Origin of the sequence: Paenibacillus sp. Root52, assembly GCF_001426865.1 — a bacterium.
Classification (GTDB): Bacteria; Bacillota; Bacilli; order Paenibacillales; family Paenibacillaceae; genus Paenibacillus.
Window position 1 is genome coordinate 504379 of sequence record NZ_LMFO01000012.1, and the last position, 20838, is coordinate 525216.

Here is a 20838-nt window from a genome sequence, read left to right on the forward strand (position 1 = left end):
CCTGGGGGCGAGGTTATCTTATAGGTACGCAATTGGCGACCACCTTTCGTCAAGCGAAAGAAGCAAAGGGAGTGTGACTGCCATTGAATTCCCCCCTCAGGAAGAAATTGCTAGGTCTTTTATTTGCCTTCTTTCTCTGTTTAATTAGCCAGGCGATTCAGCCTGTGCAAAGTTATGCCTCTTTGCCTGATGAAGTTCAGGTATTTGCGGGTAGGCAAGCAGAGGTTCGTCTTGCTGTGCCTGCTACTTCAAGTGCAGTTGTGGACCGACCGGATATCGTTGGTCTAGATGGACAAGAACAAGCCGTAAACGTAACCAAGCTGGAGCCTCTTCACCTTCACCCACAACAAACAGGTCATGCTAAATTAACCTTGAAATTGTGGGGCAAAATACCGGTAAAGACGGTTAACGTAAATGTTATTCCAGATTTGCGTGTTGTACCCGGGGGTCAAACCATTGGCGTCAAAGTCAAGTCAGCTGGTATTCTTGTAGTCGGTCATCACTTAATTGGTGCTGGGCAAGATCGACGTGTTTCGCCAGGAGAAGATGCAGGAATTAAGCTCGGTGATCTGATTACTCATATGGATGGTAAACGTCTGGAGGGTGTAAGTGGTGTAGCCGAGGCAGTTGAACGAGCAGGCAAGAGTAAAAAAGGAATTGATGTCGTTCTTAAACGCGGCAACGAAACGGTCAAAACCCGTTTAACACCTGCCTATGATGCAGAAGATCAAGCGTGGAGACTTGGGTTATACATTCGGGATTCTGCTGCTGGAGTTGGCACGCTGACGTTCTATGCTCCTGACCAAGGCGTATACGGGGCACTGGGGCATGTGATCACCGATATGAACACTCAAACTTCCATCGTTGTAGGCAGTGGGCAGATCGTGCAGTCTAATGTAACGTCTATTTCTAAAAGCGAATCAGGCGATCCAGGGGAAAAGCGAGCACATTTCCTGAAGGAAAGTAAAATTTTGGGCAATATTGAGCGTAATACGGCATTTGGCATTTTCGGTAAGATGTCTAACAATCCTGATCACAGCTTGTATTCGAAGGGAATTCCAGTAGCCTTTTCTCGTGAAGTGAAGGAAGGTCCCGCTGAAATTCTAACTGTAGTTGAAGGTCAACAGGTTGAACGATACTCCATTGACATTGTGCATGTAGCAGATCAGTCTGAACCAGCAACTAAAGGGCTTGTCTTGCGGATCACCGATCCAAAGTTAATTGAAAAGACTGGTGGTATTGTTCAAGGGATGAGTGGAAGTCCAATTGTTCAAAATGGCAAGCTGATTGGTGCAGTAACGCACGTATTCGTTAATGATCCTAAATCAGGTTATGGTTGCTTTATTGAGTGGATGTTACAAGATGCAGGAGTCATGCTTAAAAAGGAAACGTCTAAAAATCTTAAGGCAGGTTAATCCGCCTTAAGATTTTTTGTCGAATGAATACATAAATACTCGGATAATGAAATAAATTATTTATTATATAGCAACGAGAAAAAAAAATAAAGAAAAATAATTTTCGACAGAAGGAATTTCCTCTCTCATGTCGAAAATTTAACCTGTAAGGAAATGTACGAAATGATGTTTAAATTAAAGGAGGATACCGTTTTGCAAAAAAATTGAGGTATTGCTGGCCGATGATAATCGTGAATTTACGAATTTGCTTGCCGAATATATATCCGAACAGGAAGATATGGAAGTAACCGGAATTGCTTACAACGGAGAAGAAGTTCTGCAGTTGCTGGAACAGACTCGTAATGTACCGGATGTCTTGATTCTGGACATTATCATGCCTCACCTGGATGGTCTGGGTGTGCTTGAGCGTCTGCGTAATTTGAATCTGTCTCCACAGCCTAAGGTCATCATGTTAACTGCATTCGGGCAAGAGAATATCACACAGCGTGCCGTGCAACTCGGAGCTTCGTATTACATCTTGAAACCATTTGACATGGAAGTTCTCGCGAATCGTGTGCGTCAGCTTGTAGGCTCGCAAACAACGATGTCCTCGAATAACAACAGCAGCTCATCCATGTTTATGAATAAGTCTAATGTGGTACCTATGGGTAAACACAAAAATTTGGATGCAAGCATTACATCGATCATACATGAAATCGGCGTTCCTGCGCATATTAAAGGATATCAGTATTTGCGTGAGGCCATCACGATGGTGTATAACAATATCGAAATTTTGGGTGCTATCACCAAAACGTTGTACCCAGCCATTGCCGAAAAATTCAAAACCACGCCATCTCGCGTCGAACGTGCCATCCGTCACGCCATTGAAGTGGCATGGACGCGCGGTAACATCGACAGCATCAGCCACCTGTTTGGCTACACCATCAACATCAGCAAGTCGAAACCAACGAACTCGGAATTCATCGCGATGGTCGCTGACAAGCTCAGAATTGAGCATAAGGTGTCTTGAAAGGATCCGGAACAACACATCTGAGAACTTATTAATGATAGGTGTCATTCCGCGACACGATCCACATAAATGAACTTATCTTGACCCAGTAGACTATTCCAGTTTACTGGGCTTTATTTTTATTGGTGAAAATGGATGAGACAAATGGAAGATCAGGGTATATAGAAGTATGCGTTTTCTCAGTAGAGATAAAATGATGATTATTCAGTTTTGGCGTAGGATGGATTTATTATGCGAGCAAAGAGGAACATAAGATACTTTAAAATGAAAATAGAGGTAAGTCTCCTCAAGACCTCAAGACCTCAAGACTGAACTCAGATTTAATTTCAAACTTTACGTTAAATTGATTCTTTTTGTAGGTGAAGGTGGTACGATATGACTACATATTTTTATAACATTATAGGCATACCGGAGTATATTTGATTTATAGAAGTTTCCGATTCTACATAAAGAGCGATGAGAAGAAGGTGAACGGTATATTTACACATATAGGCGACATCGCAGAAAGTATTCCTGTAATTACGTCTGACACGAAATGTGAAGCTGTATATCGTCTTTTTAGATCCAATCCGAATCTGGAAGGTGTATCCATTGTAGGAGCAGAAGGTATGCCGTCGTTATTAATGCGGGCCCGTTTTTTTCAACAGATTGGCACGCAATATGGATATAACTTGTACATGGGGCGTCCTGTAGAACTTGTGATGAACAATAGCCCGCTCGTGGTTGACTATATGGAACAGATCACGGACGTTAGTTTTCAAGCTATGAATCGCTCTGAGGAAGAACTGTACGATCTTGTGCTGATTACATCCAAGGGAGCTTTGAGCGGGGCGATTAGCATTCGTCGTTTGTTATTAGCCGTTGCTGATGTTAGAGCCGAGATGGCAAGCTTTATGAATCCGTTAACGGGTCTTCCTGGCAACCGAATTATTGATGATCGTTTATGCCAATCCTATCTGCTGGAGCGCTTTAGCGTGCTTTATCTCGATCTAGACTATTTCAAATCATATAATGACAGCTATGGTTTCAAAATGGGGGATGCGCTTATACAAGCAACCGCTGATTTATTACGTGAGTATTTTACTGTGCCGGAGGCATTTTTAGGTCATATCGGCGGTGATGATTTTATTGTCATCCTGAATCACCATGACTATCTGAAAGACTGCGAGGAAGTTGTTGCAGGTTTTGAAAAGCTCAAAAGAGAGTTCTATAGCAGCCAAGACCTAGAAAATAATCACGTTGTAGGGGCAGGACGCTCTGGGTTACACGGACAAATTCCACTCGTTTCTCTATCTATAGCCGTAGTTACGAATCGTTCCAAAAGCTTTGCTCATATTGATGAAGTTATTCATGAAGCTACACGGATTAAGAAGATTTGTAAATCGACGATAGGCAGCATCATCTGTGACAATGAAGAAACGGTGAGAAATCTTAACTCATAATGTGAAGTGTGCTTTCCTTAAAAACGATAAGAACCGTTACCTGATGATCAGAATCTCGATCGGTAACGGTTATTCTTGTGTATATATAAACTATGTCATTGGACTGTCGTTCTTATGTAGTTCGTGACTGTAGTAAAGTTTAGGAATTATGATGTACCTTTTTAGTAAGTTATTAGTCAATCCTTTTAGATGCGGACATCAATAGGCGTGTAGGATTGAACGGTTGCACTATCCTTTAATGTCTGAGTGCTAGATCCTTGGTCTTGTGGAAGAGACGAATCTTGCGCTGACTTAGAAGTTTCTCCCGTTTGTTTGTCTTCAACAGTGTGCTCTTCGGATGCAGAAGTAGAAGGAACCGTTGTTGATTTCTGACTTGATGGCTGATGGATGTCCTTAATTAGTTCCCCGAGCTTCTGATCTACTTTATGAATTTGGGACTGAATTTCTTGCACAGCCTCACGTTTCTTCTGAAAAACGGTACGTTCCGCATTAGCGAGCATATCTGATTTTCCTGTATCATTCTCCGCATTAATCTCCAAGACCAGCCGATCGAATTTGGTTTCGCCTTCAATCGTTTGAATGGAGCTGTTCATCCGTTCGCGCATCCCAACTAATTTCCCTAGCTGATCATAGGTTTGACTATTCTTGATTAGGTGATCCATGTAAGGAAGCTGATTCTCCTCATCTGGTTTATTGTTTTGCTGCTGCTGGGTGTTTTCAGGTTGTCTAGACTTATTCTTCTCCTGTAATTCCTCTGCCTTAATCTGGGCAATCTGACTGTCAACCTGGGCGATAGAGCTGGTTAAGGATTTAACTCGTTCCGCTTTTGTTTTGGTATCAAGCTCATCATTAGCTCTAATTTTCTGTAAATCTTCATTTAATTTGGTCTTTCGTTGCATCAGTGCTTGAATTTCTTTATCCCGATTGGACTGCATGTGGCTAGGATTAAAACTGTTATTGGATTTGGATGCAGGCGATATTGAACTCATCGTCTTCTCTCCTTATTCGTTATTTTTTAGACTTAATTACATATATCGGATGTTATGTGAAGGAAGTGAATATCATATTTGAGATATAGCTTGTATACATAACAAGGTATTGCATCTATACGCATTTTAAATGATAATGGTTATCAATGAAAGATAGAGAGATCATAACGCAGGTGGATTGGAGAGTCACAGATGCATTTGAATGAACAAATAAAACAGTGGAATCAAGCGGCTGTGAAGATTCTCGATATTCGCAGGGTGATACTCAAGGCCGGAGAAGAGGTGGAACCCTATGATTTGCCGGCAAACGGATTTATGTACGCTACTCGTGGCTCTGCATGGATTGTAGTAGACGGGCAAGAGCATGAAGTGAATTCATTTTATATGCTCCATGCAGCCAAAGGTTCTCGTCTTCAACTTCAGGTGAGAGAGGAATTTGAATATGTGCTTCTCTTCTATCGAGCATTTCTAGCGTTCCCCAATATTCGAAACACGGGGCGTTGGGAGCAGAGATGGTCTTCTCCTTTTGCCCAGCAATATGCATTTATCCCCCAAGCACCGCTTAGTTTAATGAAGCATTTGGATCATTTGGAGAAGGCATGGTTTCAGCCGGGGAATATTGAGAGGTTATTTGTAAAAAGCCTATTTTATCAATTTATCCATGAATTGATGCATCAGTTGTCCGCAGAAAAGAGCTCAGTGACGATATCAGATCCGGTGCAGCACACGCTCCGTTATCTTCATGACAACTACAGGGAACAAGTGACATTGGATGATCTGGCTGAACGCTTCAATTATAGTTCTCGTCATTTATCGATGCAGTTTAAACAGAAAACGGGTTCAAGTCCGATTGACTATTTAATTCAGATCAGACTGGCTGAGGCTCGCAGAATGCTAATCAAATCTAATGTGACACTTAGAGAAATTGCAGTAGAAGTGGGATATACGGATGTTTATTATTTTAGTAGATTGTTCAAAAAACATGTTGGTATCTCCCCAATTCGCTATCAGCAAAGGGTACGTCAGCAAGAGATTATAGAGGATCGTCCATTAGAGTCCTCCGAATCGTCCATTGGCTGGAAATGGAAGCGAGGATATATTGGTTATGAGAATCATTATCAATATATAGACGGAGGGTCTACACCGATGAGAAGAAAGAAAACAACATCAGGTATATTTTTAGTCGCCTTGTTAAGCTTAACCATGCTGTTAGCTGCATGTGGGGCGGGTTCAGCCACGCCAATGGCAAGTGAGAGTACGGGAGCGAGCTCCAATAATAACAATACAACAGTAGCTGCAACATCAGAGCCGGGCAATCAGGTGAACACGGATAGTGGAACCCGCACTGTGTCTACGGTTAAAGGTGATGTTGTTGTACCAGCTAATCCTAAAAGAGTCGTTGTACTCTATCTTCAGGGAGATGTAGTGGCACTGGGGATTAAACCGATTGCTACATCAGATGTATATGATGGGGCTGCATACAAAAACGAACTCGAAGGTGTTAACTCGTTGGGTACCTGGTTTGAACCTAATCCTGAAGCAGTCATCGATCTTGATCCAGATCTGATTATTGTTCCTTCGGAGGAGACATATGATCTATTAAAAGATATTGCGCCTACAGTGTATATTCCCTATGAGAAATTAACTACTGAAGAGAGACTCTTGAATATCGCGACTATATTTGGCAAAGAACAAGAAGCCGAGAAATTGCTTTCCGATCTGAACAGCAAAGTTGACGAAAGTAAGAAAATACTGGCAAATGCAGGTATCCTAGATAAAACAGTTTCCATTGTAGAAGGTGGATTCAAAGGCATGGTCATCGTAGAAAGCAAGCAATTTGGCCGAGGCTCGCAAGCAGTTTATGAGTACCTGGGGATGAAAGCGCCTGAGGTTGTTCAACAGAAGATCGAAGTGGTTTCGGATGCTGCTGGCTCTACCGTATCCATGGAGGTTCTCCCTGAATACGTAGGAGATTACCTGTTTCGCTCCACATATGAGGGAATGGACAATTTGTCAGATAATCCAATCTGGAGTAGTATCCCAGCAGTCAAAGAAGGACGGCTAATAGAAATTGATTTCGATTTCTTTTATTATTCAGATGTATATTCCATCAACAAGCAACTTGATTTCGTTGTTGAACACTTACTGGATGCACCGAAAGTGAAGTAAATAGAGTAGGATGAGATAAATATCATCTTTGTACAAAAAATGTTTGTTAATTATCCATTGTATTTTGATAAGTTTCCCATTACACTAGGTATTGAATGATAATGAGAATCGATATCAAATGGTCGCGTGTTATGGATCGAAATAACGGAGGTAACGTAATGGACCAACCATTGGAATTGTATGATGTAACAATTATTGGCGGAGGCCCAGCCGGGATGTACTCTGCATTTTATAGCGGTATGCGTGATATGAAGACCAAATTAATTGAGGCTCGGGATCAGCTTGGAGGACGCATGTTGTTTTATCCTGAGAAGATGATCTGGGATGTGGGCGGTGTTACACCTACATTATGTGCTGATCTGATTAAGCAGTTGGAACAACAGGCTAGAACATTTGAGCCAACCCTGGTGTTTGAGCAACAGATTGAAGGATTCGAGCGTCAGCCAGATGGAACTATTATATTGACTTCCTCCACAGGGGAAAAGCATTGGACTAGAACCGTCATCATGGCCATTGGTTATGGTATCTACAAGATGGCTAAGCTTGAGATTGAAGGTGCTGATCGATTTGAGGTGACCAACCTTCATTATACCGTACAGGAGTTGGAACCTTTCCGTGGTAAAAAGGTATTAATCTCTGGCGGGGGAGATTCCGCTGTCGATTGGGCAAACGAGCTTGAACCACTGGCTGAACAGGTGACCGTCGTGCATCGTCGTGAGCGGTTTGGTGGGTTGGAGCGTAACGTCCTGCGTATGAAGGAATCTTCGGTGGATGTGCGTACCCCGTATGCTGTGGAAACATTGCATAGTACGAATGGTGAAGTTATTGAGCAAGTAACCATTTCTCACATTGAATCTGGTGAAAGTGAATTGCTCGATGTGGATGCCATTATTGTTAACCACGGTATGAAGAGTGATTTTGGTCCTATCCGTGATTGGGGCTTAGATCTTGGTGAATGGCATGTGAGCGTATCCGAGAAGTTACATACGAATATTCCCGGAGTGTTTGCGGCAGGGGATTTTGTAAACTATGGCAGTAAGCTGCATCTCATTGCAGGTACGTTTACGGACGCAGCACTTGCGGTAAATAGTGCGAAGCTGTATATGGATCCAGAGGCTGATAAAGTAGCTTATGTATCTTCCCATAACAGCAGATTTAAAGAGAAAAACAAAGCTCTTGGCGTTACAGAAGAGTAAATGGATTGGATCGAATATGTGGATTTGGACTAAATAAGTATTCAAAAAGGAAGCGGCTTTGGGATAACCCAGAGCTGCTTTTTTTACATGGGAATTGTATGAATCTCCCTAATCTGTACATTCTATATAAGCAGTCTAATTGATCGGTTATGCTCCACTGTCTATAATAGGCTTAGAGAGCATAACAGCTTGATAAACCAACTCAATCATTGTGGAGGCAGACATTAATGAAGAATGTGTTTCGACGTGCATCCACCCAGATCGTACAGTGGTTTAACTTATTAAGGAAAAAGAAAATAAAAGGCTCCGTTATTTATTTGGCGTTAGCAGGTGCATTGCATCGATTGTTGGTGGAACGGAGACGTGAACGTACCGCTGCAAGACGACTGCAGCAGGATCGGCCGATTGCTGATATACGTGAGATTAAGCTGGAACCAGGAGACATCGTATATACGCCGAGCTCAGAGTCCACATATTATGCAGGGCATATGGGTATTATTGGGCTCGACGGTAAGATCTATCATGTGCATCCTTATGGACCTGTATTTGCAGATACGATGGAGTGGTATCTAAATCGGTTTTATGCAGGGGATCGTTTTATTGTTTTTCGTTCTCGGATGAATATGGCAGGTCTAAGAGCCGCAGAATGGGTGCAAGAGTATTATCCACAAGTCAAACTGTATCGTTTACAGACGAATCTGCGTAGCATTGAACGCAATTACTGCTCCAAATTTATATATCAGGCTTATCAGTTTACATCTGGCCTTGATCTATGGGGGAGAAAGTTCAAACGATTGAACATGGGGTATATCTATCCTTTTCGTATTGAAAGGTCATCTGCACTTGAAGTACTAGGTACGTATTATAAATAAAGTAACATAACCGACGCAGCTTTTCTTTTTGATGTTAAGAGAAGAGACATGTTTTGTCGGTTTTTTTTATATGTATAGCGATAATAAAAACAGGAAATATAATAAAAACGTCGAATAGTTTATGAGATAGCCATGCACAACTTGGTTACGTATACATAAGAGCATAATTGCACAGCCTCAAGAAACAATTCGGAAGAAGTAGACATTAAGGAAGAGTAAGAGAGATGGAGTGATTTGGCTTTTTATGCAGATCCAGATAGTCTCAAAACGCAGTAAAATGATTGAATTAAACTACCCAAGTAGAGAGGAGGTACTTCTGCTCGCTGTGCCAGAAAAAGGTTAAAATTATTGTTTTTTATGAAGACCCACAGGGAAAAGTTGCAGGTGTATGCAGTTCCTGTAAAACGGCTGCTGATTGTAAGGAAATGGTTCCCATTTAATTCAAAAAGATGCGCTAAGGAAATAACATTACTTTGATTTATGCGCGTTTTTGTAGTACATTAGCAAATGTATTCGAAGGAGGATTCTAATGTACTCAGGTAGACAAGACGATACTTTATACATCATGACCTACACCTTAAACAGCGGTATCAAGGGTACGGTTCCACTGTCTAACAAGCAAATTATTGAGTGGCTGGATTGCTACAGAAATGAGAAGCGCTTCGTGACTGAGATCGGCAAAGAGTTCTTTGGATTAAACGCTGGTCTTGTGGCAGACTTTAAGGTTCAGAATCATTTATCCGATTATCAACAGACGATTATGCCTACACAGCAACAGGATAACCTGGAACGCTTGTCCAGTGCTTATAAATCAACCGAATTATTGATGAAGATTGATTGCAAATGTGGCACGGCTTACGTGACAGAATCTCCTTACAAGCGTACGAAGTGGTATTGCACGAAGTGTAAAGAGATTGTATTTCTGGATGCCAAAAAAGGAATGGTGGAAACGTCTCGAGGTGACGCTTACTACATGACCAACAAATATTTTGTCTCTCGCGATTAGCGAGATTCATCTGTGGAAGCATCGCCAGTGCGCGGTGCTTTTTTTTGTTCTGCTACACGTGAAATTGGGAGGATAATTGGGCAGTTCGGTAGAGGGTAATTGGATGGAGTTGAATCAGGATTGCTTAAGAAAATATAATGAAGTAAATAGTAGAAAAAAAAGCCCCTAAGGGCTTTGGGAATATATTAGGTTTCAGGAGTAGCAGAACTCGCTGTTAAAAAACCTATATAAATGCAATGGATCCTAACACTCCACCTTATGAGGTGGAATGAAGCAGCTCCGGCAACGTGGCTCATAGGCTTCCGAATCCCCAATCATCACTACGGGGCCAAGGGTTACGGGCTCTCCGTTTACAATTCGCTGCGTAAAAGCAGCGTCGGGGCTTCCACATACTGCGCAGAATGCAGAGAGCTTCTCGATGTCATCAGCCATCGCAAGTAGACCACCGATATATCCAAACTCTTTGCCGCGGTAATCCATATTAAGTCCATCCACAATCACATGTTTACCGCAATAAGCGAGTTCTGAGACAAGCTCCATAATAGCGCTACTGAAAAATTGAACTTCATCAAATGCAACGACATCTGCATCTTTCGTTTGAGTTATGATCGTCTCCACCAGTTCGTTCGTCAATTGACGGGGAATGGAGTGTGCAGTCAGTCGATAGCCGATCCGGCTAACAATTTCGTCTTGAGCGAAGCGGTCATCTTCAGCGGGTTTATAGGCAACCACCTTTTTACGTCCAAATTGGCTTAACTTTTGGCAGCGGCGAATAAGTTCCCCTGATTTTTCACTAAACATAGGTCCTGTAATAACGGTTATACGTCCTGTTGGCACGATGCTGCTACTCCTCTCACATACAGAATTAACGAACAGCATTCTGCAAAAATATAATCCTATTATTGAAGTTTGCAAAATGCTGACAAAAAAAGCGACCATTACAGAGTACCACAAAATCTTTGTTCAGAGCCAGAACTAATCCTAGCAGCTTTGTGTTACTATATGGAATGTGAAGTGGTTGGCGACGGCAGGTCACCATCCAGCAACGAAAGAGAGAGGTGTTACAATTGAGTGAAGTTTTAACTGAGTTACAGGCGAGATATAATCGCTTGATGGAACAAGCCGTATTGGATGAGACAACGCAGATCTTCATTGCTGATTTATTGTCAGAAGTAGAGAAGCTGCAGACGAGCAATGTAGCTTTGCGTCGCACAATTCTTAAATCTTCTTCCAAAGAATCACGCATGTCGACAAAACTTAGGGATGCGTTATACGAATAACCCGGAGACTACTCCGGGTTCTCTTCTGTCTTCTTTTTGCGAGGAAATAGAATACCTGCTGTGATTTTGGCAATCATGGCGAAGGTAAGACCAATACCTGCAAACATATAGATCACGGTGAACGCTTTACTGAAACCTGTGGACGGCACGAATTCAGGATGTCCTACCGTGGTTAAAGTTACGGCGCAGAAGTAGAGCGCATCTATCCAATGTAAACCCTCTACACGGCTGTAAAATATAGTGCCTGAAAGTAAGGTAGCCAATGTCAGTGTGAAAAGAGCGATAAACTGCGAGTCTTTAAAAGCGTGGAAAATTCCTTTCAGCAGTCGTTTGAGTGTAAGTAAAAAAGAAATCACGTATATTTCATCCTATCTGTATTAAATGTGAAACAGGGTCTCCAGACGATCCCTGTGGCATAACAATGCAAGTGGCTGAATCCATTTCATAACGTACTATAAAGTCGATTTGGCTATATGTAAATACACAGACAAAAAGCCCGGACTTATGAAGTCCCTCCGGGCGTCTCAGTCGCTTCAGGTGTGCTTTTGGAACGAAAACGAGGGCCTACATAATTTCTCTTGCGGTCACGAAACAGAATCCAGCCTCCGAGAAAGCTCATACCTGCTGCAAATAGGACAAGTCCGCCGCCAAAGGACAGCCACTGGAATCCTGGTGAGATCTGCTCATTACCGTGTTCGGCGTAAAAGAGGAAAAGCGCATCTTTCATCATTAGAAAACCCTTCATCGCCATCAATCCGGGTATAACCAGAACCATAATAGCCAAGAAACGCGCAAAGACAAGCCTTGTATTCATCATCATAACCCTTTCTGCCTTATATCGACGTTAAATAAAGGTTGCGCTTACAGGTGATGTCTAATTCCATCATAGCTTGGTTTCGTTGAGCTGTCCATGGCGTTAAGGGTAAACTTTGAGTTGCTAGGTGAAGGAGAGTACAATGGAGTATAGCGGATTATAGCTACAACATAAGAAAGATTTATCGGAATTGTATTATTACTCATACAACATGATTGAAATTATTATAACCATAGAGGAGAACAGATAAGATGCCTATTACATGTGATGTTGCCATTCTTGGAGGAGGAACCGGGGGATATGTAGCTGCCATTCGAGCGGCTCAGCTTGGTAAGCAAGTCGTGATTATTGAAAAGGACAAGCTTGGAGGAACCTGCCTGCATCGTGGCTGTATTCCTAGCAAGGCATTACTCCGAAGTGCGGAAGTATACGCTGAAATTCAAGAGAGCGAAACCTATGGCATAGAAACAACCGGGTCAACGCTTGTATTCCCGAAAGTGCAGGCACGTAAAGATGCGATCGTTGAGCAATTACATCAAGGTGTCCAGTATTTAATGAAAAAGAATAAAATTCAAGTTGTACACGCCAATGGACGCGTAATCGGGCCATCCATCTTCTCCCCGCAAAGTGGAGCGGTTGCTGTCGAGTTTGAAGATGGTGAAATGGACACCGTTGTACCGACCAACCTTATTATTGCTACAGGTTCCCGTCCACGTGTATTGCCTGGTCTGGAGCCGGATGGTCAGTACATTATGAGTAGTGACGAGGCATTGCGGATGGATGAGCTTCCTGCTTCCCTCATTATTGTAGGTGGCGGCGTAATCGGACTAGAATGGGCTTCAATGCTGAATGACTTTGGCGTTGAAATCACGGTGGTGGAAGCGGCGGAACATGTACTTCCAGCAGAGGATGAAGACGTGGCGAAGGAAATGCAACGATTGCTCGGCAAACGTGGTGTTCGTTTCCTCACAGGAAGCAAGATTCTGACAGAAACGTATAGCGCACAGAAGGACGGGATCCAGGTTGATGTTGAGCTGGGAAATAACAAGCAAGAGACATTAACGGCAGAGAAAATGCTCGTATCTGTGGGAAGACAGGCGAATGTTGAGAATATTGGACTGGAGAACACAGATATCAAGTTGGAGCGAGGATTCATTGCGGTGAACAAACATCTGCAAACTGGTGAAGGACATATCTATGCGATTGGTGATTGTATCGGTGGATTGCAACTGGCACATGCCGCAAGTCATGAAGGCATCCTCGCTGTGAATCATATCGCGGGCGAGCAGGTTCACGCGGTAGAATCTCACCGGATACCACGCTGTGTCTATACACGTCCTGAGGCGGCAAGCATCGGATTTACGGAGAATGAAGCGAAAGAGCGTGGATATGAAGTGAAGACAGGTAAGTTTCCATTTCAAGCAATTGGTAAATCACTCGTCCAAGGTAGCCGGGATGGTTTCGTGAAGGTGATTGCTGACGTCAAGACGAATGATATATTGGGTGTACATATGATTGGAACCCATGTGACGGAACTTATTGCCGAGGCTTCTTTGGCACAAATGCTTGATGCTACACCATGGGAAGTTGGACAGACGATCCACCCTCACCCGACGTTGTCGGAGATTATGGGTGAAGCGATGCTGGCGGTAGATGGAAAAGCCATTGGCATGTAACTTAGATGAGTTATGAGAAAGGTCCTTTCCTTTTTTGGGCAAAAGGGATTATAATAAGCTTAAGCCAAGTCTTAGTACCAGGTTATAAGATCGGGTGGTAAGACTGGCATAGGCTCTGATTAAAAGGAGGTACCTCATATGAGTTCACAAGGTACTGCAGACGCGGTTCACCGGCATCAACAGCTTGGACTTAGCGATGGAGAAGTATTAGACATGTACAAATATATGCTGCTTGCACGAAAGTTCGACGAGCGTTGCTTGTTGCTTCAGCGGGCCGGCAAAATTAACTTTCACGTATCTGGTGTAGGTCAGGAAGCTGCGCAAGTGGGTGCTGCTTTTGGTTTGGATCGGAATAACGATTATTATTTACCTTATTACCGCGATTACGGATTCGTACTGGCAGTAGGCATGACTCCGCGTGAGTTAATGTTGTCTGCCTTTGCCAAAGCAGAGGATCCGAACAGTGGCGGCCGGCAGATGCCAGGACACTTTGGTCACAAGAAGCTACGGATTGTTACAGGCTCCAGCCCAGTGACAACGCAGGTTCCTCATGCCGTAGGCTTCGCACTTGCAGCCAAAATGAAGAAGCAGGAATTTGTTTCTTTTGTTACCTTTGGTGAAGGATCGAGTAACCAGGGAGACTTCCATGAGGGTGCTAACTTTGCAGGTGTGCATAAGTTACCTGTAATTATCATGTGTGAGAACAACCAATATGCCATTTCAGTACCGATTCACAAGCAGCTTAGTGGTAAAGTTTCGGATCGTGCGTTGGGTTATGGGTTCCCAGGTATTCGTGTGGATGGGAACGATGCATTAGAAGTATATGCTGCTGTTAAGGAAGCACGTCGTCGTGCAATCGCTGGCGAAGGACCTACCCTTATTGAAGCGATGATGTACCGTTTGTCACCGCACTCTACTTCTGATAACGATTTGGCTTACCGAACGAAGGAAGAAGTTGATGAGAACTGGAAAAAGGACGGCATCCCACGCATGAAAAATTATTTGATCGATTGCGGCATCTGGGATGAAGCCCGGGATGCGGATCTGGCTTCCCAGCTCGCGCTGGAAATGAAAGAAGCGACTGAGTATGCAGACAACGCGCCATATCCAAAACCTGAGGATACTCTGACGCACGTATATGCGGACAGCGAAGAAGGGGGACGGTAAACATGGCGGTTATGGAATATATTGATGCAATCCGTCTTGCGATGAAGGAAGAGATGGAGCGAGACGAGAATGTATTTGTGCTCGGGGAAGACGTTGGAGTAAAAGGCGGCGTGTTCACAACGACCAAAGGACTACAAGAACAGTTTGGCGACATGCGAGTAATGGATACACCGTTGTCTGAGTCGGCAATTGCTGGTGTAGCCATTGGTGCGGCAATGTATGGCATGAAGCCGATTGCTGAGATGCAATATTCGGATTTCATGTTACCGGCAACGAACCAGATCATCAGTGAAGCGGCCAAAATCCGCTATCGCTCTAACAATGACTGGAGTTGTCCTATTGTTATCCGTGCACCAATTGGCGGCGGTATTTTTGGCGGACTGTATCACTCCCAATGTCCAGAATCGATCTTTTTTGGTACGCCAGGATTGAAAATTGTAGCTCCATATTCGGCATATGATGCCAAAGGACTGCTTAAGGCGGCTGTTCGCGATCCGGATCCTGTGCTCTTTTTTGAGAACAAAAAATGTTACAAACTGATCAAGGAAGATGTACCAGAAGATGATTACATCGTTCCAATTGGCAAAGCCAACGTGCTTCGTGAAGGTGCAGATATTACGGTGATCGGATACAGTCAACCGTTGCACTTCGTTATGCAGGCTGCGGAAGAATTGGAACGTGAAGAAGGAATTACAGCACACGTTCTTGACTTGCGCACATTACAACCGCTTGATCGTGAAGCCATTATTGCATCCGCAAGGTTGACGGGCAAAGTACTGATTGTGCACGAAGATAACAAAACGGGCGGCGTTGGTGCCGAAGTTGCTGCCATAATTAGTGAAGAGTGCTTGTTTGAACTGGACGCGCCGATTCAGCGCTTATGCGGTCCAGATGTGCCAGCTATGCCAATTAGCCCAACCTTGGAGAAGTTTTATATGCTGAGCAAGGATAAAGCGAAGGAAGCTATGCGCACACTCGCCGAGTATTAACGGTCTAGAGAGGTTGTTTGAAGGTACTGAATAACGATCTCTCTGAACATGAACGTATAGATTTGTTTTTCAAGAACGTTGTATGAAATTGTTCTGAAGTATAACTGCTTTCCAAGTTCATGTTATGCTACAATTTCCATATGAGGTTAAATGTAAAGTTTGGAGTGATAAAACCAATGAGTATGAAATGGATCGAGGTCATTATGCCACAACTGGCGGAATCGCTGGTCTCGGCTACCATAGCAAAATGGTTGAAAAAACCGGGCGATCAAGTGGAGCAGTACGAACCGATCTGTGAAGTCATTACGGATAAAGTTAATGCTGAGATTCCATCGACTGTTGATGGAATTATGGGTGATCTTCTCGTAGAGGAAGGCACGACTATTGCTGTAGGTGAAGTCATTTGCCGGATGCAAGTTGAAGCATCTGAACAAGACGTGGCTACACAAGAGACGCAGGCTTCGCAGGATCTACATCAAGAGCCAGCTCGTCAACAGCAAGCTTCGGTTCAATCGGCGCGTACAAATGCTGGCGGTGCAATTACACATGATCCGAATCAGCCGATGCGTAACCGCTATTCCCCAGCAGTACAAACACTGGCTGCGGAGCACGGTTTGAATTTACAGAGCATCCAAGGTACAGGTGCGGGTGGACGTATTACACGTAAAGACGTACTGGCAGTCATTGCACAAGGCGGACAAGGAGCATCTGGGCAGAATGCTTCCGCTGGAGTATCAGCTGCTTCGCCGTCACCGTTTAGTGGACTGAATCGGAATGATACACAAGTCTCTAGTGCTGCTTCAGGTGCAGCTGTTCAGGCTGCTGATGCTGGCATTCCAGTCAGACATTCGGGCATTCATCTGACCGAAAATCCGAAAATTCCGCAAATTGAAGTGGAAGGCGGCGGACAGGGAAGATCGGAATACTTTATTGATGTTACCCCTGTACGAAATGCAATCGCTCGTAATATGCGGCAAAGTGTATCGGAAATCCCTCATGCTTGGACCATGATTGAGGTAGACGTTACTAATCTGGTTATGCTGCGTAACAAACTCAAGGATGAGTTCAAGCGCAAAGAAGGCATCAATCTGACGTACTTATCATTCATGATGAAAGGTGTCGTAAATGCAATTAAGGACTACCCAATTATGAATTCTGTTTGGGCCGTCGATAAAATTATTGTGAAACGCGACATTAACCTATCTATGGCTGTGGGTACAGAAGATTCGGTCTTAACGCCTGTAATTAAACATGCAGACCAGCGTAATATCGCGGGTCTGGCTCGTGAGATTGATGACTTGGCACGGAAAACCCGAGAAGGAACGTTGAAGCTTGATCATATGCAAGGTGGAACGTTCACAGTGAACAATACCGGCTCGTTTGGTTCAATCCTATCTCAACCGATCATCAATTATCCACAAGCGGCTATTCTGACATTTGAATCTATTGTCAAAAAACCAGTCGTTATTAACGATATGATTGCAGTTCGCTCCATGGCGAATCTCTGTCTGTCCCTAGATCATCGTATTCTGGATGGTGTAATCAGTGGGCGATTCTTGCAACGGGTCAAAGAGAATCTCGAAGGTTATAACATGGAGACCAAAGTTTATTAAGTTTTTGTTGATATGCTGTAACTAAATATTCCGAATAGAAACATCGATGTTAGATGTGAAAAGAAGGGTTATGGAGAAGTGTATGGCCGTAGGCCGTGCACTTTTCCCGCTGTATATGGTTGGGCGCTCATGAATAAATTGCACATTGAAGGAAAAGGGTGTGGGAGATCATGAACAAGCCTATGGATGTGGCATACATACCAATGCTTGATTATGAAGAGGCTTGGAACCGGCAAAAAGCGATTGTGCAGCAACTTGATGAAGGCGTAGGGGTGGAACAACTACTTTTGCTTCAGCATCCACCTACGTATACAATTGGTTCTCAAAATCATCCTGAGCATCTACTTTTAAGTGAGGAGCAATTACGAGAGCAAGGAATCTCCGTGTTTCAAATTGACCGCGGCGGTGATATTACTTATCATGGCCCTGGTCAACTTGTGGGTTATCCTTTGCTTGTGCTCGGACGAGATGAAGATCTCGATTTACATGCCTATCTGCGCAGACTAGAACAGGTCATCATTGATTATTTGGCAGATCAAGGCGTTGATGCAGGACGCAAAGAAGGGTACACAGGAGTCTGGATCGGGGATATGAAGATTGCCGCGATCGGTGTAAAGTTCAATCGTTGTAAGACGAGGAGAGGTTTTGTAACAAGCCACGGGTTTGCTTTTAATGTTACGTCAGGGATTCAGCATGAAGGATTCCAAGGTATTGTCCCTTGCGGCATTGAGCAATATGGGGTGACCTCACTAGAGGATATGACAGGACAAACCTACGAGATTCAACGGGTTGCACAAGATATCGTCCCCTATTTCAGCAGGCTGTTCTCCTATGAGATGAATTGGATCTCAGAAAAAGAAGCCCTTCACCGTCTGTAATGGAGACAGTTCAAGACTTCATGTTTTAACCAAATAGTAATGGTTCGAGAGCAATGAATAGGGTGGAGCCAACCATGGCGATTAGCATGATGTAGACAATGATGCGAAACCATTTTTTTCTTTGCATGATGAGCGAACTCCTTTCAACCAAGAAATAAAAAACCACAGTAATGTTATTGTACCGTATCCACGTAAGGGAGGAAAGTCCTATGATTAATCAAAAGCGTGTCGTAGATCATTTTATGGAACTTGTACAGATCGATAGTGAGACTAAGAACGAACATAACATCTCTAAGGTGTTAAAAGAACAGTTCGCGGCTCTTGGTCTCAGCGTATATGAGGACAATACAATGGAGAAAACGGGGCATGGTGCCGGTAATCTCGTTGTTACATGGGAAGCAGAAGGCACTGAAGGGGTAACCCCGATGTTTTTCACTTGCCATATGGATACTGTCACACCTGGACAAGGCATTAAGCCTGAACTGGGTGAAGACGGCTGGATTCGCAGTGATGGAACAACGATTCTTGGTGCAGACGATAAGGCCGGCATTGCGGCATTGTTTGAAGCCATTCGCGCGATTCAGGAGAACAACGTGCCGCATGGTAAGATTCAGTTTGTTATCACAGTTGGCGAAGAGTCAGGACTGGTTGGAGCACGTGCTATGAATCCTGATGATATCCAAGCTGAGTTCGGATATGCACTCGATTCCAATGGAGCAGTCGGTACGATCTGTGTTGCTGCACCCGCAAGAGCCGAGATTCAAATGAATATTTATGGTAAGTCTGCACACGCTGGTGTGAATCCGGAAGACGGTATTAGTGCAATTCAGGTAGCTGCCAAAGCAATTGCTGCAATGAAGCTTGGACGTATTGATGATGAGACAACCGCGAATATCGGGAAATTCCAAGGCGGTTCTGCCTTGAATGTGGTATGTGATTTTGTTCAGATTGAAGCAGAAGCACGTAGTATTGTTCAAGAAAAAGTAGAATTGCAAGTTTCGCAGATGCGTGAAGCGCTGGAGACAACATGTCGTAAATACGGAGCAACGGCTGAATTCCGCAGCGAGATTCTATATCCCGCATTTGGATTCCATGATGAGCATGAGGTCGTTCAGCTTGCACAGCGTGCTATTCGCAGCGTAGGTCTTGAGACGAGTACATTCCCTTCTGGTGGCGGTAGTGATGCCAACATCTTCAACGGATTCAATATTCCTACAGCGAATCTCGCCGTGGGATATGAAGATATTCATACGACGAAAGAACGCATTCGTGCGCAGGATATCGCAAAGTTGTCCGAAATTGTTGTTGCTATTATTAAGGAAACGGCATCGACGAGTACGAAGTAGGAGAGCCTAGAAAATAAGTTGAAGTTGTAGTTGTAGTGAAAAGTCCGAAAACGGGTTATGTACCGGATTCGGACTTTTTGCAAAATCATGTTATATTTCATGCATACGGATTAGAACTTATTTGCGGCCAGCGAGAAGGTCTGTTAGTTTGGCATCTGGACCCCACTCACGCAACCACTGTCTAAGGATAAGTTGTACTTGTTTTGCTTGTCCCACCAAATGCACGGATTGCGGCGTCAGATAACTGTTCATTGGTATCCTCCTGATTGATCATAATAGGCTAGCTTGCTCTATACGCTCACCATATGCCCAAAATCGAAGATTTATACATCCATATTCTTATGTGAATTACAGAGGACAAAATTAAAATCAAAGAAGCGGAGTTGACAACCATGAATCCTACGCATTCTAAACACCAAACACATCCAGCCAATCCTAAATTAGACGAAGAAACAGTAGCAACACAGCCCATTTTTGAAGGGAAAGTGATTACACTTCAGGTTGATACAGTGAAGCTGCCCAATGGACAGACAGCAACCCGAGAGATCGTTCGCCACCCAGGAGCTGTAGCTGTGCTTGCATTGAATGGTGACCGGATGTTGGTCGTAGATCAATACCGGCAAGCTATGGGACGAACCGAAGTGGAGATTCCAGCAGGCAAGCTTGATCCAGGAGAAGAGCCAGAAGTTGCAGCTGCGCGTGAGTTACGCGAGGAGACAGGGTATGTGGCTAAGTCACTTCGTCTTGTGCGCTCTTTCTACACATCGCCAGGATTCGCAGACGAGATCATACATTTGTATATTGCTGAAGAATTGGAAGCCGGAGATATGGCTCTGGATGAGGATGAATTTTTAGAGGTTAGTGAAATTACGCTGGAAGAGGCTTACGCTTTAATGGATCAAAATCGGATTAGTGATGCCAAAACGATGTTAGCGGTGTACGCATGGGATCTGTACAGAACAACGGGACGGCTATAA

At 43.7% G+C, this 20838-nt stretch carries 21 protein-coding genes; 15 read left to right on the forward strand and 6 right to left on the reverse strand.

Features of this window, described 5'->3' with window-relative positions:
• Positions 1-83: 83 nt before the first annotated feature.
• From spoIVB to ASD24_RS13800, 3 genes are all read left to right on the forward strand, one after another.
• Positions 84-1415: a SpoIVB peptidase gene (gene spoIVB / locus ASD24_RS13790; protein ID WP_056696560.1), complete on the forward strand. Its 1332-nt coding sequence runs from the start codon at positions 84-86 to the stop codon at positions 1413-1415.
• Positions 1416-1599: 184 nt separating this feature from the next.
• On the forward strand, positions 1600-2424 hold the full coding sequence (gene spo0A, locus ASD24_RS13795; protein ID WP_056696563.1) for a sporulation transcription factor Spo0A: 825 nt from the start codon (positions 1600-1602) through the stop codon (positions 2422-2424).
• Positions 2425-2891: 467 nt separating this feature from the next.
• The gene (locus ASD24_RS13800; protein WP_235540559.1) at positions 2892-3866 is read left to right on the forward strand and encodes a GGDEF domain-containing protein; all 975 of its coding nucleotides are present in this window, start codon (positions 2892-2894) and stop codon (positions 3864-3866) included.
• A 185-nt stretch (positions 3867-4051) separates the two neighbouring features.
• On the opposite strand, the gene ASD24_RS13805 is transcribed toward ASD24_RS13800, so the two are convergent.
• Positions 4052-4855, reverse strand: a complete 804-nt coding sequence (locus tag ASD24_RS13805) for a hypothetical protein (RefSeq protein ID WP_056696565.1) — start codon at positions 4853-4855, stop codon at positions 4052-4054.
• Positions 4856-5047: 192 nt separating this feature from the next.
• Here ASD24_RS13805 and ASD24_RS13810 point away from each other — a divergent pair, with 192 nt between their 5' ends.
• The 4 genes from ASD24_RS13810 to ASD24_RS13825 all read left to right on the forward strand — a co-directional run bounded on the left by ASD24_RS13810 (position 5048) and on the right by ASD24_RS13825 (position 10098).
• The gene (locus ASD24_RS13810) at positions 5048-7024 is read left to right on the forward strand and encodes an AraC family transcriptional regulator (protein WP_056696567.1); all 1977 of its coding nucleotides are present in this window, start codon (positions 5048-5050) and stop codon (positions 7022-7024) included.
• A gap of 158 nt (positions 7025-7182) precedes the next feature.
• The gene (locus ASD24_RS13815; RefSeq protein ID WP_056696569.1) at positions 7183-8220 is read left to right on the forward strand and encodes an NAD(P)/FAD-dependent oxidoreductase; all 1038 of its coding nucleotides are present in this window, start codon (positions 7183-7185) and stop codon (positions 8218-8220) included.
• A gap of 227 nt (positions 8221-8447) precedes the next feature.
• Positions 8448-9092 (forward strand): hypothetical protein, encoded by a 645-nt coding sequence (locus tag ASD24_RS13820; protein ID WP_056696571.1) that lies wholly within the window; start codon positions 8448-8450, stop codon positions 9090-9092.
• Between the two features lie 529 nt (positions 9093-9621).
• Entirely contained in the window at positions 9622-10098 is a 477-nt protein-coding gene (locus ASD24_RS13825; RefSeq protein WP_017687614.1) for a hypothetical protein, read from the forward strand.
• 243 nt (positions 10099-10341) lie between these two features.
• Here ASD24_RS13825 and ASD24_RS13830 read toward each other — a convergent pair whose 3' ends face one another.
• Positions 10342-10935 (reverse strand): thymidine kinase, encoded by a 594-nt coding sequence (locus ASD24_RS13830; RefSeq protein ID WP_156395444.1) that lies wholly within the window; start codon positions 10933-10935, stop codon positions 10342-10344.
• Positions 10936-11165: 230 nt separating this feature from the next.
• Between ASD24_RS13830 and ASD24_RS13835 the strand changes: the two genes are divergently transcribed.
• Positions 11166-11378 carry a hypothetical protein gene (locus ASD24_RS13835; protein WP_056696574.1) on the forward strand — a complete coding sequence of 71 codons (213 nt, stop codon included), beginning with the start codon at positions 11166-11168 and terminating at the stop codon, positions 11376-11378.
• A gap of 8 nt (positions 11379-11386) precedes the next feature.
• Here ASD24_RS13835 and ASD24_RS13840 read toward each other — a convergent pair whose 3' ends face one another.
• Positions 11387-11734 carry a potassium channel family protein gene (locus ASD24_RS13840; protein ID WP_056696576.1) on the reverse strand — a complete coding sequence of 116 codons (348 nt, stop codon included), beginning with the start codon at positions 11732-11734 and terminating at the stop codon, positions 11387-11389.
• 146 nt (positions 11735-11880) lie between these two features.
• Positions 11881-12198 (reverse strand): DUF2627 domain-containing protein, encoded by a 318-nt coding sequence (locus tag ASD24_RS13845; RefSeq protein ID WP_056696578.1) that lies wholly within the window; start codon positions 12196-12198, stop codon positions 11881-11883.
• Positions 12199-12443: 245 nt separating this feature from the next.
• Between ASD24_RS13845 and lpdA the strand changes: the two genes are divergently transcribed.
• From lpdA to lipB, 5 genes are all read left to right on the forward strand, one after another.
• Positions 12444-13868: a dihydrolipoyl dehydrogenase gene (lpdA, locus tag ASD24_RS13850; protein ID WP_056696580.1), complete on the forward strand. Its 1425-nt coding sequence runs from the start codon at positions 12444-12446 to the stop codon at positions 13866-13868.
• Positions 13869-14006: 138 nt separating this feature from the next.
• Positions 14007-15035, forward strand: coding sequence for a thiamine pyrophosphate-dependent dehydrogenase E1 component subunit alpha (locus ASD24_RS13855; protein ID WP_056696582.1), 1029 nt, complete (start codon positions 14007-14009; stop codon positions 15033-15035).
• Between the two features lie 2 nt (positions 15036-15037).
• Positions 15038-16024 carry an alpha-ketoacid dehydrogenase subunit beta gene (locus ASD24_RS13860; RefSeq protein WP_056696583.1) on the forward strand — a complete coding sequence of 329 codons (987 nt, stop codon included), beginning with the start codon at positions 15038-15040 and terminating at the stop codon, positions 16022-16024.
• 176 nt (positions 16025-16200) lie between these two features.
• Positions 16201-17637 carry a dihydrolipoamide acetyltransferase family protein gene (locus tag ASD24_RS13865; protein WP_056696585.1) on the forward strand — a complete coding sequence of 479 codons (1437 nt, stop codon included), beginning with the start codon at positions 16201-16203 and terminating at the stop codon, positions 17635-17637.
• A gap of 170 nt (positions 17638-17807) precedes the next feature.
• Positions 17808-18515 carry a lipoyl(octanoyl) transferase LipB gene (gene lipB, locus ASD24_RS13870; RefSeq protein ID WP_056696587.1) on the forward strand — a complete coding sequence of 236 codons (708 nt, stop codon included), beginning with the start codon at positions 17808-17810 and terminating at the stop codon, positions 18513-18515.
• A gap of 25 nt (positions 18516-18540) precedes the next feature.
• On the opposite strand, the gene prli42 is transcribed toward lipB, so the two are convergent.
• Positions 18541-18642 (reverse strand): stressosome-associated protein Prli42, encoded by a 102-nt coding sequence (gene prli42 / locus ASD24_RS30285; protein ID WP_128102605.1) that lies wholly within the window; start codon positions 18640-18642, stop codon positions 18541-18543.
• Between the two features lie 82 nt (positions 18643-18724).
• Here prli42 and ASD24_RS13875 point away from each other — a divergent pair, with 82 nt between their 5' ends.
• Entirely contained in the window at positions 18725-19861 is a 1137-nt protein-coding gene (locus ASD24_RS13875; RefSeq protein ID WP_056696589.1) for a M20/M25/M40 family metallo-hydrolase, read from the forward strand.
• A gap of 117 nt (positions 19862-19978) precedes the next feature.
• On the opposite strand, the gene ASD24_RS30290 is transcribed toward ASD24_RS13875, so the two are convergent.
• On the reverse strand, positions 19979-20113 hold the full coding sequence (locus ASD24_RS30290; protein ID WP_156395445.1) for a Z-ring formation inhibitor MciZ: 135 nt from the start codon (positions 20111-20113) through the stop codon (positions 19979-19981).
• Positions 20114-20253: 140 nt separating this feature from the next.
• On the opposite strand from ASD24_RS30290, the gene ASD24_RS13880 reads away from it, so the two are divergent.
• Complete coding sequence (locus ASD24_RS13880; protein ID WP_056696590.1) at positions 20254-20838, forward strand: NUDIX hydrolase; 585 nt, start codon at positions 20254-20256, stop codon at positions 20836-20838.

Excerpts from the sequence above, each read along its gene's own strand:
- ASD24_RS13805 (WP_056696565.1), bottom strand. The coding sequence starts at position 4,855 with ATGAGTTCAATATCGCCTGCATCCAAATCCAATAACAGTTTTAATCCT.
- ASD24_RS13810 (WP_056696567.1), top strand. The coding sequence starts at position 5,048 with ATGCATTTGAATGAACAAATAAAACAGTGGAATCAAGCGGCTGTGAAG.
- ASD24_RS13815 (WP_056696569.1), top strand. The coding sequence starts at position 7,183 with ATGGACCAACCATTGGAATTGTATGATGTAACAATTATTGGCGGAGGC.
- ASD24_RS13820 (WP_056696571.1), top strand. The coding sequence starts at position 8,448 with ATGAAGAATGTGTTTCGACGTGCATCCACCCAGATCGTACAGTGGTTT.
- ASD24_RS13825 (WP_017687614.1), top strand. The coding sequence starts at position 9,622 with ATGTACTCAGGTAGACAAGACGATACTTTATACATCATGACCTACACC.
- ASD24_RS13845 (WP_056696578.1), bottom strand. The coding sequence starts at position 12,198 with ATGATGATGAATACAAGGCTTGTCTTTGCGCGTTTCTTGGCTATTATG.
- lpdA (WP_056696580.1), top strand. The coding sequence starts at position 12,444 with ATGCCTATTACATGTGATGTTGCCATTCTTGGAGGAGGAACCGGGGGA.
- ASD24_RS13855 (WP_056696582.1), top strand. The coding sequence starts at position 14,007 with ATGAGTTCACAAGGTACTGCAGACGCGGTTCACCGGCATCAACAGCTT.
- ASD24_RS13860 (WP_056696583.1), top strand. The coding sequence starts at position 15,038 with ATGGCGGTTATGGAATATATTGATGCAATCCGTCTTGCGATGAAGGAA.
- ASD24_RS13865 (WP_056696585.1), top strand. The coding sequence starts at position 16,201 with ATGAGTATGAAATGGATCGAGGTCATTATGCCACAACTGGCGGAATCG.
- lipB (WP_056696587.1), top strand. The coding sequence starts at position 17,808 with ATGAACAAGCCTATGGATGTGGCATACATACCAATGCTTGATTATGAA.
- prli42 (WP_128102605.1), bottom strand. The coding sequence starts at position 18,642 with ATGCAAAGAAAAAAATGGTTTCGCATCATTGTCTACATCATGCTAATC.
- ASD24_RS13875 (WP_056696589.1), top strand. The coding sequence starts at position 18,725 with ATGATTAATCAAAAGCGTGTCGTAGATCATTTTATGGAACTTGTACAG.
- ASD24_RS30290 (WP_156395445.1), bottom strand. The coding sequence starts at position 20,113 with ATGAACAGTTATCTGACGCCGCAATCCGTGCATTTGGTGGGACAAGCA.
- ASD24_RS13880 (WP_056696590.1), top strand. The coding sequence starts at position 20,254 with ATGAATCCTACGCATTCTAAACACCAAACACATCCAGCCAATCCTAAA.